At 72.4% G+C, this 19,328-nt stretch carries 22 protein-coding genes and 1 tRNA gene; 7 read left to right on the plus strand and 16 right to left on the minus strand.

All coding sequences use genetic code 11. The features are described 5' to 3' along the window. The first annotated feature begins 118 nt into the window (after positions 1-118). Entirely contained in the window at positions 119-358 is a 240-nt protein-coding gene (locus ABZ815_RS30515; protein ID WP_357703933.1) for a DUF6289 family protein, read from the plus strand. 22 nt (positions 359-380) lie between these two features. On the opposite strand, the gene ABZ815_RS30520 is transcribed toward ABZ815_RS30515, so the two are convergent. The 5 genes from ABZ815_RS30520 to ABZ815_RS30540 form a co-directional block, all read right to left on the minus strand. Further along, positions 381-2,744 (minus strand): glycoside hydrolase family 65 protein, encoded by a 2,364-nt coding sequence (locus tag ABZ815_RS30520; RefSeq protein WP_357703935.1) that lies wholly within the window; start codon positions 2,742-2,744, stop codon positions 381-383. Continuing rightward, positions 2,741-3,505, minus strand: coding sequence for a beta-phosphoglucomutase family hydrolase (locus ABZ815_RS30525; RefSeq protein ID WP_357703937.1), 765 nt, complete (start codon positions 3,503-3,505; stop codon positions 2,741-2,743). The genes ABZ815_RS30520 and ABZ815_RS30525 overlap by 4 nt, the downstream gene beginning before the upstream one ends. A 133-nt stretch (positions 3,506-3,638) precedes the next feature. Continuing rightward, complete coding sequence (locus ABZ815_RS30530) at positions 3,639-4,121, minus strand: hypothetical protein (protein WP_357703939.1); 483 nt, start codon at positions 4,119-4,121, stop codon at positions 3,639-3,641. Further along, complete coding sequence (locus ABZ815_RS30535) at positions 4,118-5,608, minus strand: HAMP domain-containing sensor histidine kinase (protein WP_357703941.1); 1,491 nt, start codon at positions 5,606-5,608, stop codon at positions 4,118-4,120. The genes ABZ815_RS30530 and ABZ815_RS30535 overlap by 4 nt, the downstream gene beginning before the upstream one ends. A gap of 8 nt (positions 5,609-5,616) precedes the next feature. Further along, positions 5,617-6,291 carry a response regulator transcription factor gene (locus ABZ815_RS30540; protein WP_357703943.1) on the minus strand — a complete coding sequence of 225 codons (675 nt, stop codon included), beginning with the start codon at positions 6,289-6,291 and terminating at the stop codon, positions 5,617-5,619. Between the two features lie 190 nt (positions 6,292-6,481). On the opposite strand from ABZ815_RS30540, the gene vanY-N reads away from it, so the two are divergent. Continuing rightward, positions 6,482-7,039, plus strand: coding sequence for a D,D-peptidase/D,D-carboxypeptidase VanY-N (gene vanY-N, locus ABZ815_RS30545; protein WP_357703945.1), 558 nt, complete (start codon positions 6,482-6,484; stop codon positions 7,037-7,039). A gap of 5 nt (positions 7,040-7,044) precedes the next feature. Here vanY-N and selB read toward each other — a convergent pair whose 3' ends face one another. From selB to selA, 4 genes are all read right to left on the minus strand, one after another. Next, complete coding sequence (gene selB, locus ABZ815_RS30550; RefSeq protein ID WP_357703947.1) at positions 7,045-8,784, minus strand: selenocysteine-specific translation elongation factor; 1,740 nt, start codon at positions 8,782-8,784, stop codon at positions 7,045-7,047. Then, positions 8,775-9,233, minus strand: coding sequence for a rhodanese-like domain-containing protein (locus ABZ815_RS30555; protein ID WP_357703949.1), 459 nt, complete (start codon positions 9,231-9,233; stop codon positions 8,775-8,777). Before ABZ815_RS30555 ends, selB begins: the two co-directional genes overlap by 10 nt. A gap of 20 nt (positions 9,234-9,253) precedes the next feature. Continuing rightward, positions 9,254-9,349 (minus strand) — tRNA-Sec (locus ABZ815_RS30560). A gap of 59 nt (positions 9,350-9,408) precedes the next feature. Beyond that, positions 9,409-10,707 carry an L-seryl-tRNA(Sec) selenium transferase gene (gene selA, locus ABZ815_RS30565; protein ID WP_357703951.1) on the minus strand — a complete coding sequence of 433 codons (1,299 nt, stop codon included), beginning with the start codon at positions 10,705-10,707 and terminating at the stop codon, positions 9,409-9,411. A gap of 46 nt (positions 10,708-10,753) precedes the next feature. Here selA and selD point away from each other — a divergent pair, with 46 nt between their 5' ends. Further along, positions 10,754-11,743 (plus strand): selenide, water dikinase SelD, encoded by a 990-nt coding sequence (gene selD, locus ABZ815_RS30570; RefSeq protein WP_357703953.1) that lies wholly within the window; start codon positions 10,754-10,756, stop codon positions 11,741-11,743. Between the two features lie 39 nt (positions 11,744-11,782). Further along, a complete protein-coding gene (locus ABZ815_RS30575) occupies positions 11,783-12,367 on the plus strand; it encodes a hypothetical protein (RefSeq protein WP_357703955.1) in 585 nt (194 codons plus the stop codon). A 38-nt stretch (positions 12,368-12,405) separates the two neighbouring features. Here ABZ815_RS30575 and ABZ815_RS30580 read toward each other — a convergent pair whose 3' ends face one another. The 4 genes from ABZ815_RS30580 to ABZ815_RS30595 form a co-directional block, all read right to left on the minus strand. Continuing rightward, positions 12,406-12,966 carry a hypothetical protein gene (locus ABZ815_RS30580; RefSeq protein ID WP_357703957.1) on the minus strand — a complete coding sequence of 187 codons (561 nt, stop codon included), beginning with the start codon at positions 12,964-12,966 and terminating at the stop codon, positions 12,406-12,408. Between the two features lie 206 nt (positions 12,967-13,172). Continuing rightward, positions 13,173-13,475, minus strand: coding sequence for a hypothetical protein (locus tag ABZ815_RS30585; RefSeq protein WP_357703959.1), 303 nt, complete (start codon positions 13,473-13,475; stop codon positions 13,173-13,175). 95 nt (positions 13,476-13,570) lie between these two features. After that, complete coding sequence (locus ABZ815_RS30590; RefSeq protein ID WP_357703961.1) at positions 13,571-14,125, minus strand: hypothetical protein; 555 nt, start codon at positions 14,123-14,125, stop codon at positions 13,571-13,573. After that, complete coding sequence (locus ABZ815_RS30595; protein WP_357703963.1) at positions 14,122-14,688, minus strand: MauE/DoxX family redox-associated membrane protein; 567 nt, start codon at positions 14,686-14,688, stop codon at positions 14,122-14,124. The genes ABZ815_RS30590 and ABZ815_RS30595 overlap by 4 nt, the downstream gene beginning before the upstream one ends. Positions 14,689-14,960: 272 nt before the next feature. On the opposite strand from ABZ815_RS30595, the gene ABZ815_RS30600 reads away from it, so the two are divergent. Beyond that, positions 14,961-15,602, plus strand: a complete 642-nt coding sequence (locus tag ABZ815_RS30600) for a DsbA family protein (RefSeq protein ID WP_357703965.1) — start codon at positions 14,961-14,963, stop codon at positions 15,600-15,602. A 176-nt stretch (positions 15,603-15,778) separates the two neighbouring features. Beyond that, the gene (locus ABZ815_RS30605) at positions 15,779-15,949 is read left to right on the plus strand and encodes a hypothetical protein (RefSeq protein WP_357703967.1); all 171 of its coding nucleotides are present in this window, start codon (positions 15,779-15,781) and stop codon (positions 15,947-15,949) included. 15 nt (positions 15,950-15,964) lie between these two features. Here ABZ815_RS30605 and ABZ815_RS30610 read toward each other — a convergent pair whose 3' ends face one another. Next, the gene (locus ABZ815_RS30610) at positions 15,965-16,957 is read right to left on the minus strand and encodes an FAD-dependent oxidoreductase (protein ID WP_357703969.1); all 993 of its coding nucleotides are present in this window, start codon (positions 16,955-16,957) and stop codon (positions 15,965-15,967) included. A 76-nt stretch (positions 16,958-17,033) separates the two neighbouring features. Here ABZ815_RS30610 and ABZ815_RS30615 point away from each other — a divergent pair, with 76 nt between their 5' ends. Then, entirely contained in the window at positions 17,034-17,618 is a 585-nt protein-coding gene (locus tag ABZ815_RS30615) for a TetR family transcriptional regulator (RefSeq protein ID WP_357703971.1), read from the plus strand. Between the two features lie 62 nt (positions 17,619-17,680). Here ABZ815_RS30615 and ABZ815_RS30620 read toward each other — a convergent pair whose 3' ends face one another. Both ABZ815_RS30620 and ABZ815_RS30625 read right to left on the minus strand, forming a co-directional pair. Beyond that, positions 17,681-18,136, minus strand: coding sequence for a hypothetical protein (locus ABZ815_RS30620; RefSeq protein WP_357703973.1), 456 nt, complete (start codon positions 18,134-18,136; stop codon positions 17,681-17,683). 128 nt (positions 18,137-18,264) lie between these two features. After that, positions 18,265-19,269 (minus strand): helix-turn-helix domain-containing protein, encoded by a 1,005-nt coding sequence (locus ABZ815_RS30625; protein ID WP_357703975.1) that lies wholly within the window; start codon positions 19,267-19,269, stop codon positions 18,265-18,267. Positions 19,270-19,328: the final 59 nt, after the last annotated feature.

Here is a 19,328-nt window from a genome sequence, read left to right on the forward strand (position 1 = left end):
TGAAGCCGAGGGACCGTTACTCCTTCTAGGAATGGGGCGTGCGCACCGTACGCCAGGACTGGCCCGAAATTCCGTAGCTGATTCCCCCCGTTTCCATGCGAATCAGGAAGGACGATCCATGATCCGTCGCGTACTGGCCGTCGCGGTCCTGGCCGCCGCCACGCTCGCCGTCATCCCGGCCGCCGCGCAGGCCGTCCCTGCCTGCCCGGTCGGCTACCTGTGCAACACCCAGTACTTCTCCGACTCCGCGCGCACCAACCTGGTGGGCGTCAGGACGGAGTTCTGCGATCGTTCGGTCTCGACCTGGGGCAGGCTCAGCGGCTACATCACCTGGTCGTCGAGCCGCTGCAACGACTGAAAGCCTCCGGGGGCGGCTTCGGTCACTGGGAGACCCGTCCCGTGCGCGGGCCCGGTTCGCGGCCGGGCGGCTGGTGGATCTGCTGCTCCGGCGCCGGCCGCGACGGGTTGGGCCGGGTGACCTCCGTCCGGTCCAGGAGGATGTCCTCGCCGTGGTGGGTCACCGTGATCGACGGCCCCCGCAGCAGCCGGTAGACCGTCGCCTCCGGCGCGATGCCGACGCTGAGCAGGCTGCCGCGGTAGCGCAGCCGGAAGGCGAGCCGGGTGATGCCGGGCGGGAGCGACGGGGCGAAGCAGATCCGTCCCTGACCCGCGCGCATCCCGCCGAAGCCCGAGACGAGCGCGATCCACGCTCCGGCCAGCGAGGCCATGTGCACGCCGTCCATGGTGTTCTTCTCCAGATCCGCCAGGTCCATCAGCGCCGCCTCGCCGAGATAGCGATAGGCCAGCTCCAGATGGCCCACCTCGGCGGCGATCACCGCCTGGGTGCAGGCCGACAGGGACGAGTCCCGCACGGTCAGAGGCTCGTAGTAGGCGAAGTTGCGGGACTTCTGCTCCGGCGTGAAGGCGTCTCCGCGCAGATGCATGGCGAGCACCAGGTCGGCCTGCTTGACCACCTGCTTGCGGTAGAGATCGAAGTACGGGAAGTGCAGCAGCAACGGGTACTGGTCGGGCCCGGTGGCCGCGAAGTCCCAGGGCGCGTGCCGGGTGAAGCCCTCGCACTGCGGATGGACCCCCAGCCGCTCGTCGTAGGGCACGGACATCGCCTCCGCCGCATCCCGCCAGCGGCGGATCTCCTCGGCGGTGACCTGGAGCCGCTGCGCCGGGCCCGGATGGCGGGACGCGGCCTCGGCCGCGGCGCGAAGGTTCTGCTGGGCCATCAGGTTCGTGTACACGTTGTCGTCGACCACGGCGGTGTACTCGTCGGGGCCGGTCACACCGTCGATGCGGTAGCGCCCGGCCGCGTCGTGGTGGCCGAGGGCACACCACAGCCGGGCCGTCTCGACCAGCAGCGGCAGGCCGGTCTGCTGTTCGAACGACATGTCCTGGCTCGCGTCCACGTACTGGGCCGCCGCGTGCGCGATGTCGGCGTTGACGTGGAAGGCCGCGGCTCCGGCGGGCCAGTAGCCGGAGCACTCCTCGCCGTGGATGGTCCGCCAGGGGAAGGCGGAGCCGTGCAGGCCGAGCTGTCTGGCGCGCTCGCGGGCCGGCGGGATCGTGGTGCGCCGCCACGACAGCGCGTCCGCGACGGCTGCCGGATGGGTGTAGGTGAGCACCGGCAGCACGAAGATCTCGGTGTCCCAGAAGGCGTGCCCGTCGTAGCCGGAGCCGGTCAGGCCCTTGGCCGGGATGGCGCGCTCCTCCAGGCGGGCGGCCGACTGCAGCAGATGGAACAGCCCGAAACGCACCGCCTGCTGCACCTCGGCGTCGCCCTCCACCTCGACGTCGGCGCCTTCCCAGAAGTCGTCGAGGTAGCGGCGCTGGTCGGCGTGCAGGCCGTCCCATCCGTCCAGACGGGCGGAGGCCAGCGCCGCGGCCACCTGGTCGTGCAGCGCGGCCCGGGAGCGCTGCGCCGACCATCCGTAGGAGAAGAACTTGACCAGCCGCAGCGTCCGGCCGGGCGACAGGCGGGTGGCCACGGTCATCCGGCTGACGTCGTCGCTGAGCTGCGCCTCGCTCCGGGTGCCGTCCGGCCCGTCGATCTCGTGGCACATCCCGGCGGCCACGCGCAGGCCGCTGGCCCGGGTGCGGTGAACCATGATGGCCGTTCCGTCGCTGCAGGGGACGTTCTCCTCCACCACCAGCGGCGCGTGCAACGGGGCGGCGGCGCGCGGGTCGCCGCCCGCGTACGTCTGGGTCTCGTTGGCGACGAGCTCCGACTGGACGACGACCCGCAACGGCCGGTCGACGGCCTCGACCTCGTACAGGATCGCGGCGACCGCGCGGTGGGTGAAGGACACCAGCCGGGTGGACCTGATCCGGACCGGGTTCCCGGTCGGGGAGCTCCAGTGCACCGTGCGCGTCAGGGTGCCGGCGCGCAGATCGAGGACCCGCTCGTGGCTGTGCAGCGTCCCGTACCGCAGGTCGAACGGCTCGTCGCCGACCAGCAACCGGATCACCTTGCCGTTGGTGACGTTCACTACCGTCTGTCCCGATTCGGGGTATCCGTAGCCCGCCTCCGCGTACGGCAGCGGCCGCACCTCGTAGAACCCGTTGAGGTACGTGCCCGGCGCCCCGTGCGGCTCGCCCTCGTCCAGGTTGCCGCGCAGCCCGATGTGGCCGTTGGACAGCGCGAACACCGACTCGGTCTGCGCCAGCACCCGCAGGTCGAGATGCTGCTCCCGGATCGTCCACGGCTCGACGGCGAACGCCGGATGCCGGATCATCCGGTCTCCCGGGACGGCGTGCCCCGCTCCAGCAGGTCGGCCAGGTCGGTGACCACGACGTCGGCGCCGTGGGCGCGCAGCGCGTCCGCCTGCCCGGCCCGGTCGACGCCGACGACGAAGCCGAACCCTCCCGCCCGGCCTGCGGCGACTCCGGCCAGGGCGTCCTCGAACACCGCCGCCTCGGACGCCGTCAGCCCCACGGCCTCGGCGCCCGCCAGGTACATGTCCGGAGCCGGCTTGCCCGCGAGCCGCCGCTCCCTGGCCACGACGCCGTCGATCCGGGCCTCGAACTGCGCGGCGAGCCCGGCGGCGGCCAGGACCTGCTCGGTGTTGGCGCTGGAGGACACCACCGCGCGGCGCAGCCCGGCGTCCCGGACCGCGGCCAGGTAGCGGACGGAGCCGGGGAACACGTCCACGCCGTCCCGGTCGATGATGGCCTGTACCAGGTCGTTCTTGCGGTTGCTCAGGCCGTACACGGTCATCGTGCCGGGTGGGTCGTCCGGCGTCCCCTCGGGCAGGGCGATGCCTCGGGCGTCCAGGAAGCTGCGGGCGCCGTCCACCCGTTTCTTGCCGTCCACGTAACGGTCGTAGTCGGCGCCCTCGTCGAAGGGCACGAACGCGGTCCCGGTCCTGTCGCTCCAGGCTCGCAGGAAGTCGTCGAACATCGACTTCCACGCCCTGGCGTGCACGGTGGCGGTGCGCGTCAGCACGCCGTCCATGTCGAACAGGCACCCCCGAATCCCCTCAGGCAGCCCCAGCATGGATCCCCCGTTCGCCATCACACCGGCCCCCACCTGCGCATACCCCTCCGTCTTCACTCCTCACGCGCACGGGCCCTCGCCCTTGCCGACCTTCGTCAGGTTCGGCTGGAGCGACCCGCACCTCCGCCATCGGTCACCGCGGGCAGTCGCGGGGGTCGGCGCTCGCCCGTGCCCCTGCGAGGGCGATCCGGGCGGGGCTCTCCGGCAACGCGGCGGCCGTGCACACCACCTGCCGGACGGCCAGGGTGGACAGGGCACCGCCCGGAACGGACGCCGTCAGCACCATGCGCCCGCCCGCCCTGACCGTCACCGAGAACGGGCCGGCTTCCGGCGGGACCTCGGTGGTGAGCCCGAGCGTCCGTTCCTCCGGGGTGGGCCCGGCCGCCAGCAGCGCGAGCCTCTCGGTCCGGAACACCGGACGGGCGCTCGGCCGCGTCACCGCGCTGAGCCGGCCGTCCTTCACCAGGTAGAGGACGATCGTCGTGGTCGGCGCGACGGTTCCCTTCGGCGGCTCGCCGGCGGAGATGACGTCGCTGGGACGAACGCCGCAGCCGGCCACGGCGGCGAGCGTCACCAGGCCCGCGGCGAGCATGCGGCGGGCGGGCCCGGCCCTCACGCGGAGGCTCCGTCCGGATCGGCGGCCCAGCGCGGCAGGCGCAGCGTGAACAGGGCGCCGCCGTCCGGGGCGTTGGCGACGGTGAGGTCGCCTCGGTGCAGGCGCGCGTTCTCCAGCGCGATGGCCAGGCCCAAGCCGCTGCCCTCCGATCTGGCCCTGGCCGCGCTGGCCTTGTAGAACCGGTCGAACGCGTGCGGCAGCACCGATGCGTCCAGCCCCGGCCCGTGGTCGCGGACCTCGAAGGTGATCCAGTGGGGGTCGGCGGTGAGCCGCACCGACACCGGGGGCTCGCCGTGCCGCAGGGCGTTGCCGACCAGGTTGGCGAGGACGACGTCCACGCGGCGCGGGTCCAGCCTCGCCGTCGCCGAGGCGGGAAGCTCGGTGCGCACCGCGTCCGACCAGCCCCGCACGCGCAGGGTCGCGGGCACCAGCTCGGTCACGTCGACCTCGTTCAGCGACAGGGCGGCGACGCCGGAGTCGAACCTGCTGATCTCGATGAGGTCGTTCACCAGCGTGGTGAGGTTGAGCGTCTCCTGGGTGACCAGCCTGGCGGCCTTGCCTGCGGGCTCGGGCAGCCGGACCGCCTCGTCGTCGAGGACCTCGGCGACGGCGGCGAGCGCGGCCAGCGGGGTGCGCAGCTCGTGGGACACGTCCGCCACGAACCGGCGGGCGTCGGCCTCCATCTCGCGCAGCTGCGTGACGTGCCGTTCCAGCTCCGCGGCGGTGTCGTTGAAGGTACGCGCCACGTCGGCCAGCTCGTCGGAGCCGCGGACCGCGATCCGGGTCCGCAGCTCCCCCTCGCCCAGCAGGCGGGCCGCCCGGCCGAGCTCGCGCACCGGGCGCAGCACGCTGCGGGTCGCCAGCAGCGCCACGACGACCGCGAACGCCATGGCCGCCCCGCCGATCAGCCAGGCGCGCGTGGCGAGCCAGTCGATGCTGCGCTGTTCGGGATACAGGCTGCGCGCGGTGTAGACCTCGATGCCGGACACCCGCGACCGGTCCTGTTCGACGGTCACCAGCGGCGCGCCGATGATCAGGAAGGGAGTGCCCTCCCGCACCACCCGTTGCCAGGCGATCTCGCCCGCCGCCACTGTCCGCCGCAGGTCCGCCGAGACGGTCTCGGAGCTCAGGAGCGGCCCGTTCCGGTCCGGCCGCCCGCCGCCCGGCGCGGTCGGCGGCGGGCCCGGCGGCGGGCCGGCCTCCACGTACTCCTCGCGGTAGACGGCCAGCGCGTAGCTGTTGCCCTCGGCCATGGTGGCGGCGATGGCGCCGAGCTCGATCCGGTCCGGAGCGGGGGTCCGCAAGGGGAAGAGCGTCTCCAGGCGTTCTTTCGTCGCCTTCAGCGCGGCGTCCTGGGTCCGTTCCAGGATGTCGTTGCGGGCCTGGACGTAGAGCCCGCCGGCCACCGCCGCCGCGGTGACCGCGCACAGCAGCGCGAACGCGAACAACAGCCGGGCGCGCAGCCCCAGGCTCGGCCCGGACGTCACCGGGCGGCTCACACCGGCCCGAACCGGTAACCGAACCCCCGCACCGTCTGCACGTAGACGGGGGACGCCGAGTCGTCCTCGATCTTGGCGCGCAGCCGTTGCACGCACGCGTCGACCAGCCGGGAGTCGCCGAAGTACCCGTGCTCCCACACCGAGTCCAGCAGTTGCTGGCGGCTGTGCACCCGGCCCGGCGTGCCGGAGAGCTCCAGCAGCAGGCGCAGCTCGGCCGGGGTGAGCTTGACCGGCGCGCCGCGCTTGGTGACCACCAGCCCGGCCCGGTCGACGGTCAGGTCACCGTGCCGTTCCAGCTCCGCCTGGTCGCGGCCGATCCGCCGGAGCACGGCGCGGATGCGCGCCTCCAGCACTCTGGGCTGCACCGGTTTGACGACGTAGTCGTCGGCGCCCGCCTCCAGTCCGGCCACCACGTCGATGTCGTCGCCGAGCGCGGTCAGCATGATGATCGGGACCTCGCCGATGGCCCGGATGCGGCGGCAGACCTCGAACCCGTTCATGCCGGGCAGCATGAGGTCGAGCACGACGACGTCGGGAAGGTCGGCCCGCAGCCGCTCCAGCCCCTCCTCGCCGGACTCCACGGCGCCCACCCGATGCCCGTGCCGGGTCAGGGCCAGCTCAAGGCCCTCCCGCACGGCCGGGTCGTCCTCGATCAGCAACACTCGCGACACGCCGCCGAGTACCACAGCACGCTCCGTAACCTTGCTCGCGGTCAACTCCGTCCACTCTGGGACAGCCATGTCCTCGCTTCGTCTGTGCCATGTCATCGTTGTGTCACGGCCGGACCGGGGTGGTCGCCGTCGATGAACGGTGACATTCGGCAGACGACCCACACATATTCGGCGCCAATCGTAGTTCGTCATGAACGAACCACGCACTGTTCCGGCTCGTCCCCGCGATCGGCTGTTCGCCGTGGTGACGCTGGTGCTCGCCGTGCTCCTGCTGCCCGCGGCGCTCGTCCGCCGTCCCGGCCGGGCCCGCGAGCTGGCCTGCCGGTGGGCGTTACGGATGCGGTTCCCCGCCGAGGACCTCACCGGGCTCACCGACGGCGCCCTGGCGGCGTTCACCGCCGCGCGCACCGAGGCGCTCTGGCGGCACGGCCAGCTTCTCGGGCTCACGTCGGGATACCGCGACCCGCTCGTCCAGCTGCGGATGTTCGACGAGGAGGTGCGCCGCACCGGCTCCCCGGACCTGGCGCGCATGCTCGTCCTGCCGCCGTCGGAATCGAACCATGTCAAGGGCATCGCCCTGGACGTGCGTCCCCACGAGGGCGCCCGCTGGCTGGAGGAGCACGGCGCCCGCTACGACCTGTTCCGCATGTTCGACAACGAGTGGTGGCATTTCGAGCACCACCCCGAGTACGGGGGCACCCCGCCCCGGCGACGCCCTCACCCGGGCGTGGGCCACGCGACCGCTTGACGTGATCATGCACGCCCGGCGGCGGACGGAACGCAGATCCGGGACTCGTTGTCGACCCGCCGCGTGTGGCCCTGGGCGTCGAGGTACTCCAGGAGCGGTACGGCGACGCGGCGGCTCGTGCCCAGGGCCGTGCGGGCCTGGCTGACGGTGAAGGGCGCGGGCAGCGTGCTCAGCACGGCGACCGCCAGCTCCGGCGCGTCCGGCAGGAGAACGACGTTCCTCCCGATGGGCAGCAACGCCGCCGCCCGCACGGCCGCGGTGAGGGCGGCGCCGGTCAGCTTGAGCTCGGCCAGGCGCTCGGCGGTGGGGGCGTCGAAGGGACGGCCGACCAGGTCGATCCGCAGCCGGTCGACGGCCTTCTCGACCTGCGGCGGCATCGGCGCCCGGTCGCCGCTGACGATCACCCCTGCTCTGGTCGTCAGGGGCTCGACGACGAGCGCCCGGGCCAGCCGCCGGTCGGGCAGGCCGAGCAGCCGGGCGGCGGCCTCCACGGTGATCCCCTGGTCGCGCCGCGACACCTGCTCCGTCAGGCTGCGGCGCAGCTCGGACCAGTGGCCGGGGTCGGCGAACCAGTCGCCCGCCACCGGCGGCATGTCGGGGGCGGCGCCCATCGCGGTCAGCTCGGCCCGGCTCAGCAGTCCGTGCCAGCGCAGCAGGTCCGCGGCGGTGGGCACGGTCACCCCGGCGAGCGCGGCCCCCCTGACCGACGCGGCTCCCCGTCGCCGCAGCGGTGCCGGCCGCACGTCCAGGACGCGCACCCCGGCCACGATCGTCCGGCGGCCGGGATCTCGGAGCAGGCCGTGGTCACCGGCCCTGAGCGGCATGGGCCGGGCGAGGGTGAGGCGGGCCGTGTCCGATCCCAGCGGGCGCACCCGCACCGGAACGGCGGCCGAGCCCAGGTGGAAGACGAGTTCCCGGCCGACGTCCGCGCCGGGCTCCAGTCGCACGTCCGCGGACCGGGTGGTGATCCAGGCGTCCGGGGTGAGCAGCGGGGTGCCCCGGGGCAGCGTGTCGCGATCGGCGCCCCTGACGTTGACGGCGACGCGTGCGGTCGCCGTCACCGCGTCCCGCCGCTGGTTGAGCGTCTGAAGGCCGCGGACCTGGAGCCGGTCGGACCCGGCGAGCAGTTCGTCGCCCACCCGCAGCGTGCCGTGCGTGAGCGTGCCGGTGACGACGGTTCCGGCGCCGGTGACGGTGAACGTCCGGTCGATCCACAACCGCACGGGGCCGTCCCGGCGTGGTTCGGGGAGCCCGGACGCGAGCCGGTCGAGCGCGGCCGTCAGCTCGGGCAGGCCCTGCCCGGTCCGGGCGCTGACGGGGACGGCGTCGATCCCCGACAGGCTCGTCCCTTCCAGGTGGAGGCGGGCCTCCTGCAGTGCCGGTCCGGGGTCGGCGAGGTCGGTGCGGGTGACCACCAGCAGGCCGTGCCGTACGTCCAGGGCGTGCAGGGCGGCCAGGTGCTCGGCGGACTGGGCCCGCCATCCCTCGTCGGCCGCCACCACGAACATGACCGCGGGGCACGGGCCGACGCCGGCGAGCATGTTGGTGACGAACCGCTCGTGCCCGGGGACGTCGACGAAGGCCAGCTGCCGTCCGGAGCCGAGGGTGGTCCAGGCGAAGCCGAGGTCGATGGTCATGCCCCGGCGTCGTTCCTCGGCCCAGCGGTCAGGTTCCATCCCGGTGAGCGCGCGGACCAGGGCCGACTTGCCGTGATCGACGTGCCCGGCGGTGGCGATCACCCACATGCGCGCTCGGCGGCCGTCAGCCTCGTGTCCGTGCCGGGTTCGCCCGGGCCGCGCGGCCGGGTGAGGGCGGCGGGGCGGCTCACCCGCAGCCCGGCCGCGGTCCACGCCTGGAAGCCGCCGATCACGTCGGTGGCGTTCGCCAGGCCGAGCTGCCTGAGGGAGGAGGCGGCGAGGCTGGAGGAGTATCCCTCGTCGCACAGGATGATCCAGCGGATGTGCGCCGAGGTGGCCTCGGGGATCCGCGCCTCGCAGCGGGGGTCGAGCCGCCACTCCAGGTGGTTGCGTTCGATGACGATGGCGCCGGGCACCTCGCCGCCGCTGCGGCGCTGGAACTCCGGGCGGGTGTCGACGATGAAGGCGTCTTCACCTCCGGCCGCGGCGAGGGCCTCGGCGGGCGGCAGGCGGCGCAGCCCGGTACGTGCCCGGGCCAGTAACGCGTCGATGCTCAAAGGGCTCCAGGGGTGAGGTCTGGCGGAGGCGGACGGGAATCGAACCCGCCGCGCCGAGTTGCTCGGCGCCATCGGTTTTGAAGACCGAGAGGGCCACCAGGCACCCGGACGCCTCCGTTGGTGATCTTAGCCCTCTCCGGCGCTCCAATTGAAGATCCTTCTTGGGTGGAGCCGTTCACTTGCAGGCGGTGACCACGGCGTTGTACAGGTCCTCGTCGTCCTCGGCGGCCACGGCCCGCAGGTCCAGGAGGCAGCGGCCGCGCTCCACCCGGGCGAGCACGGGCGGCTCCGCCAGGCGCAGCGGCTCGGCGAGCGTGACGTCGACCGCGACGGCCGCGCTGGGCAGCGTGACCCCGGGCGCGCCCCCGCCGCCGACCGTGGCGGCGCTCGCGACGGCCTGCGCCGCCACCCCCGCCCGCGTGAGCCGGTCGGCGAGCGTCTCGGCACGAAGGCGCAGCCCGGCGGGGTCGGCGTGCAGGGCGGCGGATGTCGGCGTTCCGGTGGTGCCGAGTGTCGCCTCCAGCGCCGCGAGGGTGAGCTTGTCCACCCGCAGCGCCCGGGCCAGGGGGTGCCGGCGCAGCCGCTCCACCAGGTCGGCCCGGCCCAGCAGCAGCCCGCACTGGGGCCCGCCCAGGAGCTTGTCGCCGCTCGCGGTCACCAGGTCAGCGCCGCGCGCGAGCCAGGTCGCCGCGTCGGGCTCGTCCGGCAGCAGCGGCTCGGGACGCAGCAGGCCCGAGCCCGCGTCGGCCACCAGGGGCACGTCCTGGCGAGCGCACAGCGCGGCCAGCTCGCCGACGCCGGGGGTCCGGGTGAAGCCCTCGATCCGGTAGTTGGAGGGATGGACCTTCAGCACGAAGCCGGTGTCCGGGCCGATCGCGGCGGCGTAGTCGTCCGCTGTCGTGCGGTTGGTCGTGCCGACCTCGCGCAACCGCGCTCCGGTGGAGGTGAGCAGCTCCGGGAGGCGGAAGCCGTCGCCGATCTCGACCAGTTCGCCCCGGCTGATGATGATCTCTCTGCCCGCGGCCAGCGCGGTGGCGGCCAGGACGAGCGCCGCCGCGTTGTTGTTGACGACGTGGACGGCCTGGGCGGCCGGCACCGCGGCGGCCAGGGCCGCCATCGCTGCGCGTCCCCGGCGGCCGCGGCGGCCGGTGGCCAGGTCGAGTTCGATGTCGGTGTTGCCCGCGGCGGTGGCCACCGCCTCCACCGCGGCCCGCGACAGGCGGGCGCGGCCCAGGTTGGTGTGCAGGATCACGCCGGTGGCGTTGAGGACCCGGCGCGGGCCGTCCGCGGGCAGGGACGCCAGTGCCGCCTCCGCGACCTCGCCGGGGGCGATCGTGCCCTCCCTGGCCAGGCGCTGGGCCTCGTTGACGACGGCCTTGACCCGGTCGTGCCCGAGCCGGAGCAGCGCCTGGGAGAACCTCGGGTCGGCGAGTACGGTGTCGGTGCGTGGGATGAGGCGCCGCGGATCGGTCATGACATCCGGACTTACACCATGATCGACATATCTGTACATTACGATCATGCAGCGATTGACGCACTACGCGCAGGGTGGCGGCTGTGCCTGCAAGATCCCGGCGGGCGAACTGGAGAGCGTGCTCGCCGGTTTCGGGAAGGAGCAGCCCGCCGATCCGCTGGGCGAACTGCTGGTCGGCACCGAGACCGGTGACGACGCGGCGGTCGTCCGGATCGAGGGCGGCACCGCGATCGTGAGCACCGCGGACTTCTTCACGCCCGTCGTCGACGACCCCTACGACTGGGGCCGGATCGCCGCCGCCAACGCGCTCTCGGACGTCTACGCCATGGGCGGCCGGCCGCTCGTCGCCCTCAACGTGCTGTGCTGGCCCCGGGACGGCCTGCCGTACGAGATCGCCCGGGAGGTGCTGCGGGGCGGCGCGGACGTCGCGCGGCAGGCCGGGTGCCACGTGGCGGGCGGGCACAGCGTGAACGGGCCGGAGCCCATGTACGGCATGGCGGTCACCGGGCTGGCCGACCCCGCCCACCTGACGCGCAACGACGCGGGCCGCCCCGGGCTGCCGCTCTCGCTGACCAAGCCCATCGGCTCCGGCACGCTGAACAACCGGCACAAGGCCACGGGCGAGGTGTTCCCGCAGGCGATCGAGGTCATGACCCGGCTCAACGCCGACGCCGCCCAGGCCGCGCTGGAGGCCGGCATCCGCTGCGTCACCGACGTCACCGGCTTCGGCCTGCTGGGCCACCTGTACAAGCTCGCCCGGGCCTCCGGCGTCACCGCGGTGATCGACGCGGCGGCCGTCCCGCTCATCGAGGGCGCCCGGCAGGCCGTGCGCGACGGCTACGTGCCGGGCGGCTCGCGCCGCAACCTGGACTGGGTGGCCCCGCACACCGACACCGGGACGGTGGCCGAGGAGACGCTCCTGCTGCTCGCCGACGCGCAGACCTCCGGCGGACTGCTGGTCGCCGGGGAGGTCCCGGGGGCCCCGGTGATCGGTGAGCTGGTCCCCCGCGGGCACCACGCCGTCGTGATCCACTGACCTCTGGCCACCTCCGGCGACGCGGTGTACAACTGGATAATGATCTTCAAAGGTGTACGCAGGGGATCGATCTGGGCGGCGGTGGTGGCGCTGCTGCCGTCCTTGACCGCTTGTGCCGCCGGGGAGGCCGACGCGCGAACGGCGGCGCAGACCGCCGGCCGGCCGGGGAGCCTGGAGAACCCGCGGGTGCTGAACTGCGCGAACCGCAACGGGGAGTTCGAGGGAGAGAAGACGACGAGCCGCGCCGCCGCGCCGGACGACCTCGTGGTGGGGCCGCTGCTCATCCCCGGCCTGCTCGCGTGGGGCGAGGCCCGGGCCGAGCAGTACGGGAGCGACCACAGGTTCAAAGTCGGCGCGCTGGTCAGGAAGGGCAAGACGATCACGGTGTCCATCCCGGCGAAGTTCCACGACAGCGCGGGCCTGCTCTACTCCGAGCCGTCCAGGAACGCCCGGACCCCGGCCGAGGCCGACCACTCGGTGTCCTTCACCGCCTGCTCCGACCACGACACGATGTTCGTGGGCGGTTTCTACGTGAAGGAGCCCAGGTGCGTCGCGCTGGAGTTCCGGGTGCCGGGCCAGCCCGTCGTCCGGCGTGAGATCTCCTTCTTCAACGGCGCCTGCTGACCCGTGACGCGCCGCCCGCACGTGCGGCGGGCAGCGCGTCAGCCCAGGAACGACGAGGCGACGACGCCGACGAACGTGACCGTGAGAAGGCCCAGCGCCAGCCGCCTGACCGGCTTCTCCTTCTCCATCAGCCAGTCGATCAGCCACATCGGCTCAGGGATCTCCACCAGGTCCTTCGACGGTGGCACGATCGCGACCAGCGCGAAACCCGGCCAGGTGAAGCCGATCGCGTAGGCCAGTCCCGCCCACCACGGCACCAGCCCGAGCAGGGTGACGCCGAGCGCCGCCCAGGTGAGCGAGGTGACCCTGAACGTGGTCAGGACCAGACCGGTGTCCAGCCCCCACAGGAGCGCTCCCCTGGCCGGGCCGAACCGGTAGAAATGCTGCTGCGGAGTCTGGCGCCGCCACATGGGCGTGCGCAGCCCGAACAGCCCGGAGTCGATGACCAGGCAGGCGAGCATCACCGTGGCCGCGGCGAGCTTGGCGCCCGTCCCCGGCACCGAGCCGAACAGGCCGGAACCGAGCAGGTGCACGAGCCCGTACGCGAGCAGCGCGGAGATGCTGAAACCGAGCATGAGCATGAGGATCGGCCGGTACATGGGCTTCTCCCCGGGAACTCTCCCCTGAACCAGGGGGCGGAGATATCCGACGAAGGAAAGGCCTCAAAAGCTGAACAACTGCGCGAAGCCCGCGCTCGCGATGAGCAGGACCAGCGCGAAGGTCAGCCAGGTGTCAAAGGACACGACATCCTCCATCCGGAGTGACCGGCCGAGGCCATGACGCCCGGCCGGCCACCCGGTCGCTGTCAGCAGCCGTTGGCGTTGACGGTCCAGCCGGCCGAGCAGATGAACGGACCCGAACCGCAGTCCGCGCCCTTGGTGCACTCACCACAGGCGTACTTGCGCTGGTACGGCGCCGAGCCGCTGCAGCACTGCCACACCTTCATGCTGTAACCGGACGGGCAGACGTACTGCCCGCTGCTGTTGGTCTTGCAGAACGTGTTGGGGAGGGCGAGGTTGCAGCAGCGCCAGTTCGCCGCAGCCGCCGGCTTGGTCATCACGGTGGCGCCTGCGACCGCGCCGATCGCCGCGACACCGACCCTGCCCATCCAGCCGAGGAATCCGCGCCGGTTTCCATCGGGTCCGTCCGACATTTTGTGGAGGTGATCCATGTTGGCCTCTCTGGCCGTGGGGTGAAATCGGATCAGTGCCGTACGGAGGGCTTGCCGGCCAGGTTGTGCTTGTAGGGGACAGGGGCGGCGGCGTACATCTGCCTGACCGTCGGCACCGTGTGGGCCCGTGTCAGCTTCCCTTCGGTGACGTGGAGTGCGGCGGGTGTGATGTCGAGCCCGATGCTGCCGACGATGCTCTCGTCCTCGTCGAGGATGACGCGCTCGCCGTACAGCCCGAACTCGGCGATGAACTCGTTGCCGTCGCCGGACACCGGGACGACCACGACCCACATCGAAGGCGGCACCGCTCCCCCACGCAGCGCTGATGCCAGGTTGTGGCAGGTCTCGCACTTGTTGGACAGGAACAGCACCATGGCCCGCTCGGCCTCGTCGAGGGCCGCCGGCAGGCCGAAGCGGCTCGGCGGGGCACCCTCCAGGGTTCCCAGCTCCACCGGGGTGGGCTTGTCCTCCATGTCGAGGTAGGCCCGGATCTGCTTGACCTGTTGGAAGAGTTCCACCTGCGCGCCGATCTGGACGAACAGCACCACGGCCAGCAGGCAGATCACGATGAGCAGCACCGTCGTCATGCGGCGTGCACCTCCGCTTCGGGTTCGGTGGGGTCGGGAAGCACCATCCGGTCCTCCCGCAGCGGGCGCAACAGGCGTAGTTCGGCCCTCAGTTTCCAGGCGACCATGGCCAGCAGCGCCACGGCCAGGCCGAGCAGTCCCTCCTGCGCGGTCCAGGTCGGCGGGTTCACCTCGGCCAGCACGGCAAGCGCCGACCACAGCGGCAGGTACAGCACCTGGCGCCAGCCGAGCACCGCGCCGCCGTTCCCGAAACAACCGCATTTGATCTTCTCGCCGCGGCTCAGCGCGCGGATCCCGGCGCCGGCGAACGCCAGCGCCAGCAGCACGATGAGCGCCCGGGGCCACAAAGCGGACGGCGCCACCGCCAGGCCGATCACGGCCAGCATCTCGGCGGCGATCACCGCGGTCGCGGCCTGCCGTCCCAGAGCCGCCGGACCGAGTTGTGCGATGGTCCGGCCGAGTTCGCGGTGGGTTATGGTCTTTGACAGTGTCGCTATCAGGAAAACCACGATAAGTACGACCTGAGCAGCGGCTCCTGTCGCAACTGCCGCATTCAGATTCATCCGTCGCTCCCGTCAGGGTCGGATGAACGAAAAGTATGGTACTGCCCCAAAATGATCAACTCTTGACAAGATCGATTTCGCGGGATAGCCGAGGACGGCGCCCGATCGGTCGCGCTGCGGGCGAACACCGAACCGGAGTGTGCTTCGCCGGTAAAGGTGTCGGAAATGGGGAGTGGCGTTTTTCTGTGAGTTGTGCTGCCTCTCGCCGGTTCGTGCGATTCCCTTTACTCTCTGCTGGTGTCGATCCCGGCGACCAGAGGAAGGAACGCATCATGACGATCACGCAAGAGTCGGAGCTCGTCGAGGTCCCGTTCTGGTTCGACCCGCTGTGCCCCTGGGCGTGGGTCACCTCACGCTGGCTGCTGGAGGTCGAGCGGGTCCGGCCGGTGCGCGCCGACTGGCGGCTCATGTCGCTGGCCCACCTGAACCTCGTCCAGCGCAAGGGCGAGGGGCTGAGCGAGGATTACCGGAACCAGATGGAGAAGGCCTGGGGGCCGGTACGGGTCTGCGCGGCCGCCGCCGAGCACGCCGGCCGCGGAGTCCTCGGCCCGTTGTACACCGCCATCGGCACCCGCTTCCACAACCAAAGACGTCGCGACGACCCCACGGTCATCACCGAGGCCCTCACGGAGGTCGGCCTGCCCGACGAGCTGGTCAAGGCCGCCACCGGCGAGGAGTTCGACCAGCTCATCAGGGACTCCCACGACGAGGCCTTCAACGAGGTGGGGCTCGACGTCGGGACCCCCGTTCTCCGCATCAGCGGCACGGCCCTGTTCGGCCCCGTGCTCAGGCAGGCGCCCCGCGGCGAGGCAGCCGGCCGGCTCTGGGACGGCCTGGTCCTGGTCGCCGGAACCGAAGGCTTCTTCGAGCTCAAGCGAAGCCGCGACCGGAGCGTCAGACCGTCCTTCGACTGAGCGGACACCGCCTGGGCCGGGACGGCGAACGAGGCCACACCTTCCACGCCGTCGAGAAGCCCTGCCGGATGGGCGACCTCGTCCTGCTCAGCAGGAAAGCGGCTGAAGAAGGGCAAGACCTGGTGGAGGGACTCCCACCAGCTTCACCTCTGGCACACCGAGCTGCTCGGCACAGGGTGCGGAGCACGTTCACCTTCCCCGACGTCCTCGATGAACTGGCGGGCAGGACGCTCTCCGTCGACACCCGCCACCACGGGTGGGGCGAGAAGGTGTCGATCAAGGCCCCGGACGCCCGCAGGACGACCACCGAGCTGTGTATCGAGGGCCTGTGGCGCCTACCGGGCTGACGGTCCCGGCTCGCGTCAGGTGTCGTGGAAGCTGAGGTGGCGGCCGAGCAGGCCGGTCTGCCACGCGCGCAGGGCCGCGGGGACGTCGTCCGGGCGGCGTTCGAGTTCGGCGCCGAGCAGGACGACGCGGCCGCGGCTCCACCGGTCCATGACGATCTGGCTGACGCTGTCGAAGTAGACGTCCTCCTCGCGCAGGTCCGCGAGCAGGTCGGGGACGGTCCACCCGAAGCCCGGGTACGCCTGCCGGAGCGCCCGGCGCGGCCCCTTGGCCAGTTCGGCGCCGGGGTCGGCGGTGCCGTAGGTGAAGAAGGCGGCGTGCCGGCCGGGTCCGAGGTCGGCGACGGTGAACGTGCGGCCGACGGCGGTGATCGTGCTGAAGGCCCGTTCCGGCAGGCCGTCGGGCAGCCTGTCCAGGGTGAAGGCGGCCACCACGTGGCTCAGGTCGCGGCGGAAGTGCTCCTCGGGGCCGAAGACCAGGTCGCGTACGGACGAATGCAGCCCGTCGGCCCCGACGAGCAGGTCCGCCCGCTCCGACGAACCGTCGCCGAACGTGACGTCCACTCCCCCGGCGTCCTGCCTCACGCCCGTGACCGTGGCGCCGAACCGGATCTCGGCCTGGTCGCGCACCGCCTCGTACAGGACGGCCTCGATGTCCCCGCGCAGCAGCGCCAGGCCGCCGTCCCCGAGCAGCCGTCCTACGGTCGGGCGCGGGACGGTGAAGCGGGGCCGCCCGTCGGCCCTGAGATAGGCGAGGTCGAACCCGCCGACGTGGCGCGCCTGGAGCGCGGGCAGGACGCCCATGCGTCCGGCGGCGGCGGCGCCGACGCCGGAGAAGACGACCGCGTAGCCGCCCTTCCTGCGTGCCGGGGCGCGTTCGACGACCAGGGGTCGCCAGCCCGCCTGACGCAGCCGCAACGCCGCGGCGAGCCCCGCGATGCCCGCACCGACGACGATCACCCGTCTCGCGGTCCTGCCGCCGCGCGCTCCTGCGAACTCTTCCTTCGTCATGCTCCTGCCAGGATGAACACTCGCTCATACAGTATGAGCGAGTGTTCATCCTGGCAGGGCGGTAAGGTTCGGAATCATGTCCCCACGCGGCGTGACCACCCCCCAGGTACGGCAGCAGCTCTTCGACGCCGCCGAACAGGTCCTGCTGCGCGAGGGGCCGTCAGGGCTCACGGGCAGGGCGATCACCCGCGAGGCCGGCGTGGCCACCGGCCTGCTCCACAACCACTTCGGCGACCTCGACGCCTTCCTGGCCGCGCTCTTCGTCGACCGGGCGCGGGCGGCGACGGACAGCATGGGCGACCTGCCCGCACGGGCGGGCACCGCGACCGTCGTGGACAACCTGATGGCGGCGATCGAGACGCTGCTCACCGGCAACCTCATGGCGCTCGCGGGCCTGGTGCTGGCCAGGCCGTCGCTGGTGACCCGGCTGGGCGAGGCGCTCGACGACGGCACCCTGGAACTGGACGCGGCCGAACGCCTGTTCACCGCCTACCTGGACGCCGAACGACGACTCGGCCGCCTCACCTCCGACGCCGACACCGCCTCACTGGCCCTGGCCCTGGTCGGCGCGGTGCACCAGCTCCTCCTGACGCGCGGTCCGCACGCCCCCGACCTGCGCGAACGCCTGCGCCGCCTGGCCACCACACTGATCGACCACTGACGCCGGGCGGCGCCGGGAGCTCCCCGGGAGCCGGGCGTGGTGGCCAGGCCGGTCCCGGCTTCCTAGCACCACCAGGCGGTCAGGTAGGAGACGGCGCCTGCCTTGGGGCGAGCGCCGGCCCGCATGCAGACGCTGGAGCTGGAGCTGGTCAGCAGCCCGTAGCCGTAGTTCACGCCGCCGCTGAGCGTCCGCAGGTCGCACTGCCGCCAGTTGGCCCCGCCGTCGATCGAGTAGTCGACCCAGACGACGTCGCCGTCCTTGGAGTTCAGAATGCGCCCCCACGCGTACTCTTGGCCGCTGATGGTGCCCGATCGCAGCTCCAGGGTCTGGCTGTTCGGCATGGTCTTCTGCTTGCGGGTCACGGTGTTCGTGGCGTTGACCGGGTTGCGCATGGCCGGGCACGAGGCCGGCGGGGCCGCCGCCGTGGCCAGAGCGGTGCCGGTGGTGGCCGTGGCGGCCATCACCACCATGGCCGCCGAGAGTAGGGCCGTCTTGAGAGCGGTTCCTGCGACGTTCATCGAGCGTGTCCCTTCGGTCGGGAATTTCTGCTACGACGATGGTCGGGCCGCCGCCCGTGCGGCCGGTAAGGGTTTCGACCGTGGTCGAAAGCCCGCGGTGGCGGCGATGCCGCTCGGTTCGGCTTCGCTCAGTTCGGCCCGGAGAGGGTGCCGTTCAGCAGGGCCAGGCCGAGCGGCGTCGGCAGGTGCAGCACCGACCCGCCTTGCCGGCGGGAGATGACCAGACCGCTGTCCCGCAGGATCGCCACATGATGGCTGGCGGTCGCGGCCGAGATGGCCAGCTTCCTGGCCAGGTGCGTGGTCGTGCAGCCCTGGCCGACCTCCTCCAGGACGGCCGCGCGCGTCACGCCCAGCAGCGCGCCCAGCGTGCCTGCCCGCTGCGGGGCGCCCGCGGCCCGCCGTCCCCACAGCGCCAAGGCGTGGGCGGGATCCCGCAGGGCGGGATAGAACAGCACCGGCGCGTCGTCGGGGCGGAAGCTGTCGTAGCTGAACAGGGGCAGCCGGCAGAACACCGAGGGGATCAGCACCAGCCCCCGCCCGTTCAGGTGCACGTCGAGCGTGCGTGAGGTGAACCGGGTGGTCACGTCCAGGGTCATGTCCCGCCAGAGCAGGTCGGGGTGGAGCGTCGACAGCAGCCGCTCGGCGCCGCCCCGCGCCATGACGCCCGCGCGGGCGGTGACCTCCGCCTCCAGGTGCGCGCGCAGCGGATCACGGTAGGGCCCGAGCAGGGCGGTGTGCGTCTCCCGTACGGCCGCCGCGAAGTGCCCGCGCGTCTCGGAGTCGTCAGGCAGGAGCCGGGACCAGGACGGCAGGTCGCCGTACTGCCCCCAGCTGTCGAGCTCCGCGCGTACCGGGGCGGCGCCCACGCCGAGGAGGCGGTCCAGGCCCTCCTCCACGTGCGCCCCCGCCCCCGCGAGGGTGTACACGTCGAGCGGATGAACGCCTTGGGCCAGCCCGCCCAGCAGGCGTAGGGAGTCGCGGACCACCACGCTCCGCCGCCACGGCTCGAACAGCGCCCCGGGCCGCCGCCTGGCCATGACGTTGAGCGCGAACCAGGACTCCATGACGGGGCCGGGCGACGCCTCGAACCGTAAGCGGGCCAGATCCTCACCCGTGAAGTGAAAACGCCACATACTCCACCTGCCGTCCAGAGCAAACGTCCACGAGCAGTATCGGCGTGCCCGACCGCCCC

The organism is Nonomuraea sp. NPDC047529 (assembly GCF_040642995.1).
Lineage (GTDB): Bacteria > Actinomycetota > Actinomycetes > Streptosporangiales > Streptosporangiaceae > Nonomuraea.

Excerpts from the sequence above, each read along its gene's own strand:
- vanY-N (WP_357703945.1), top strand. The coding sequence starts at position 6,482 with ATGAACGAACCACGCACTGTTCCGGCTCGTCCCCGCGATCGGCTGTTC.
- ABZ815_RS30610 (WP_357703969.1), bottom strand. The coding sequence starts at position 16,957 with ATGACGAAGGAAGAGTTCGCAGGAGCGCGCGGCGGCAGGACCGCGAGA.
- ABZ815_RS30525 (WP_357703937.1), bottom strand. The coding sequence starts at position 3,505 with ATGCTGGGGCTGCCTGAGGGGATTCGGGGGTGCCTGTTCGACATGGAC.
- ABZ815_RS30615 (WP_357703971.1), top strand. The coding sequence starts at position 17,034 with ATGTCCCCACGCGGCGTGACCACCCCCCAGGTACGGCAGCAGCTCTTC.
- ABZ815_RS30625 (WP_357703975.1), bottom strand. The coding sequence starts at position 19,269 with ATGTGGCGTTTTCACTTCACGGGTGAGGATCTGGCCCGCTTACGGTTC.
- ABZ815_RS30580 (WP_357703957.1), bottom strand. The coding sequence starts at position 12,966 with ATGTACCGGCCGATCCTCATGCTCATGCTCGGTTTCAGCATCTCCGCG.
- selB (WP_357703947.1), bottom strand. The coding sequence starts at position 8,784 with ATGTGGGTGATCGCCACCGCCGGGCACGTCGATCACGGCAAGTCGGCC.
- ABZ815_RS30520 (WP_357703935.1), bottom strand. The coding sequence starts at position 2,744 with ATGATCCGGCATCCGGCGTTCGCCGTCGAGCCGTGGACGATCCGGGAG.
- ABZ815_RS30575 (WP_357703955.1), top strand. The coding sequence starts at position 11,783 with ATGATCTTCAAAGGTGTACGCAGGGGATCGATCTGGGCGGCGGTGGTG.
- ABZ815_RS30600 (WP_357703965.1), top strand. The coding sequence starts at position 14,961 with ATGACGATCACGCAAGAGTCGGAGCTCGTCGAGGTCCCGTTCTGGTTC.
- ABZ815_RS30595 (WP_357703963.1), bottom strand. The coding sequence starts at position 14,688 with ATGAATCTGAATGCGGCAGTTGCGACAGGAGCCGCTGCTCAGGTCGTA.
- ABZ815_RS30515 (WP_357703933.1), top strand. The coding sequence starts at position 119 with ATGATCCGTCGCGTACTGGCCGTCGCGGTCCTGGCCGCCGCCACGCTC.
- ABZ815_RS30620 (WP_357703973.1), bottom strand. The coding sequence starts at position 18,136 with ATGAACGTCGCAGGAACCGCTCTCAAGACGGCCCTACTCTCGGCGGCC.
- ABZ815_RS30585 (WP_357703959.1), bottom strand. The coding sequence starts at position 13,475 with ATGGGCAGGGTCGGTGTCGCGGCGATCGGCGCGGTCGCAGGCGCCACC.
- ABZ815_RS30590 (WP_357703961.1), bottom strand. The coding sequence starts at position 14,125 with ATGACGACGGTGCTGCTCATCGTGATCTGCCTGCTGGCCGTGGTGCTG.
- selA (WP_357703951.1), bottom strand. The coding sequence starts at position 10,707 with ATGACCGATCCGCGGCGCCTCATCCCACGCACCGACACCGTACTCGCC.
- selD (WP_357703953.1), top strand. The coding sequence starts at position 10,754 with ATGCAGCGATTGACGCACTACGCGCAGGGTGGCGGCTGTGCCTGCAAG.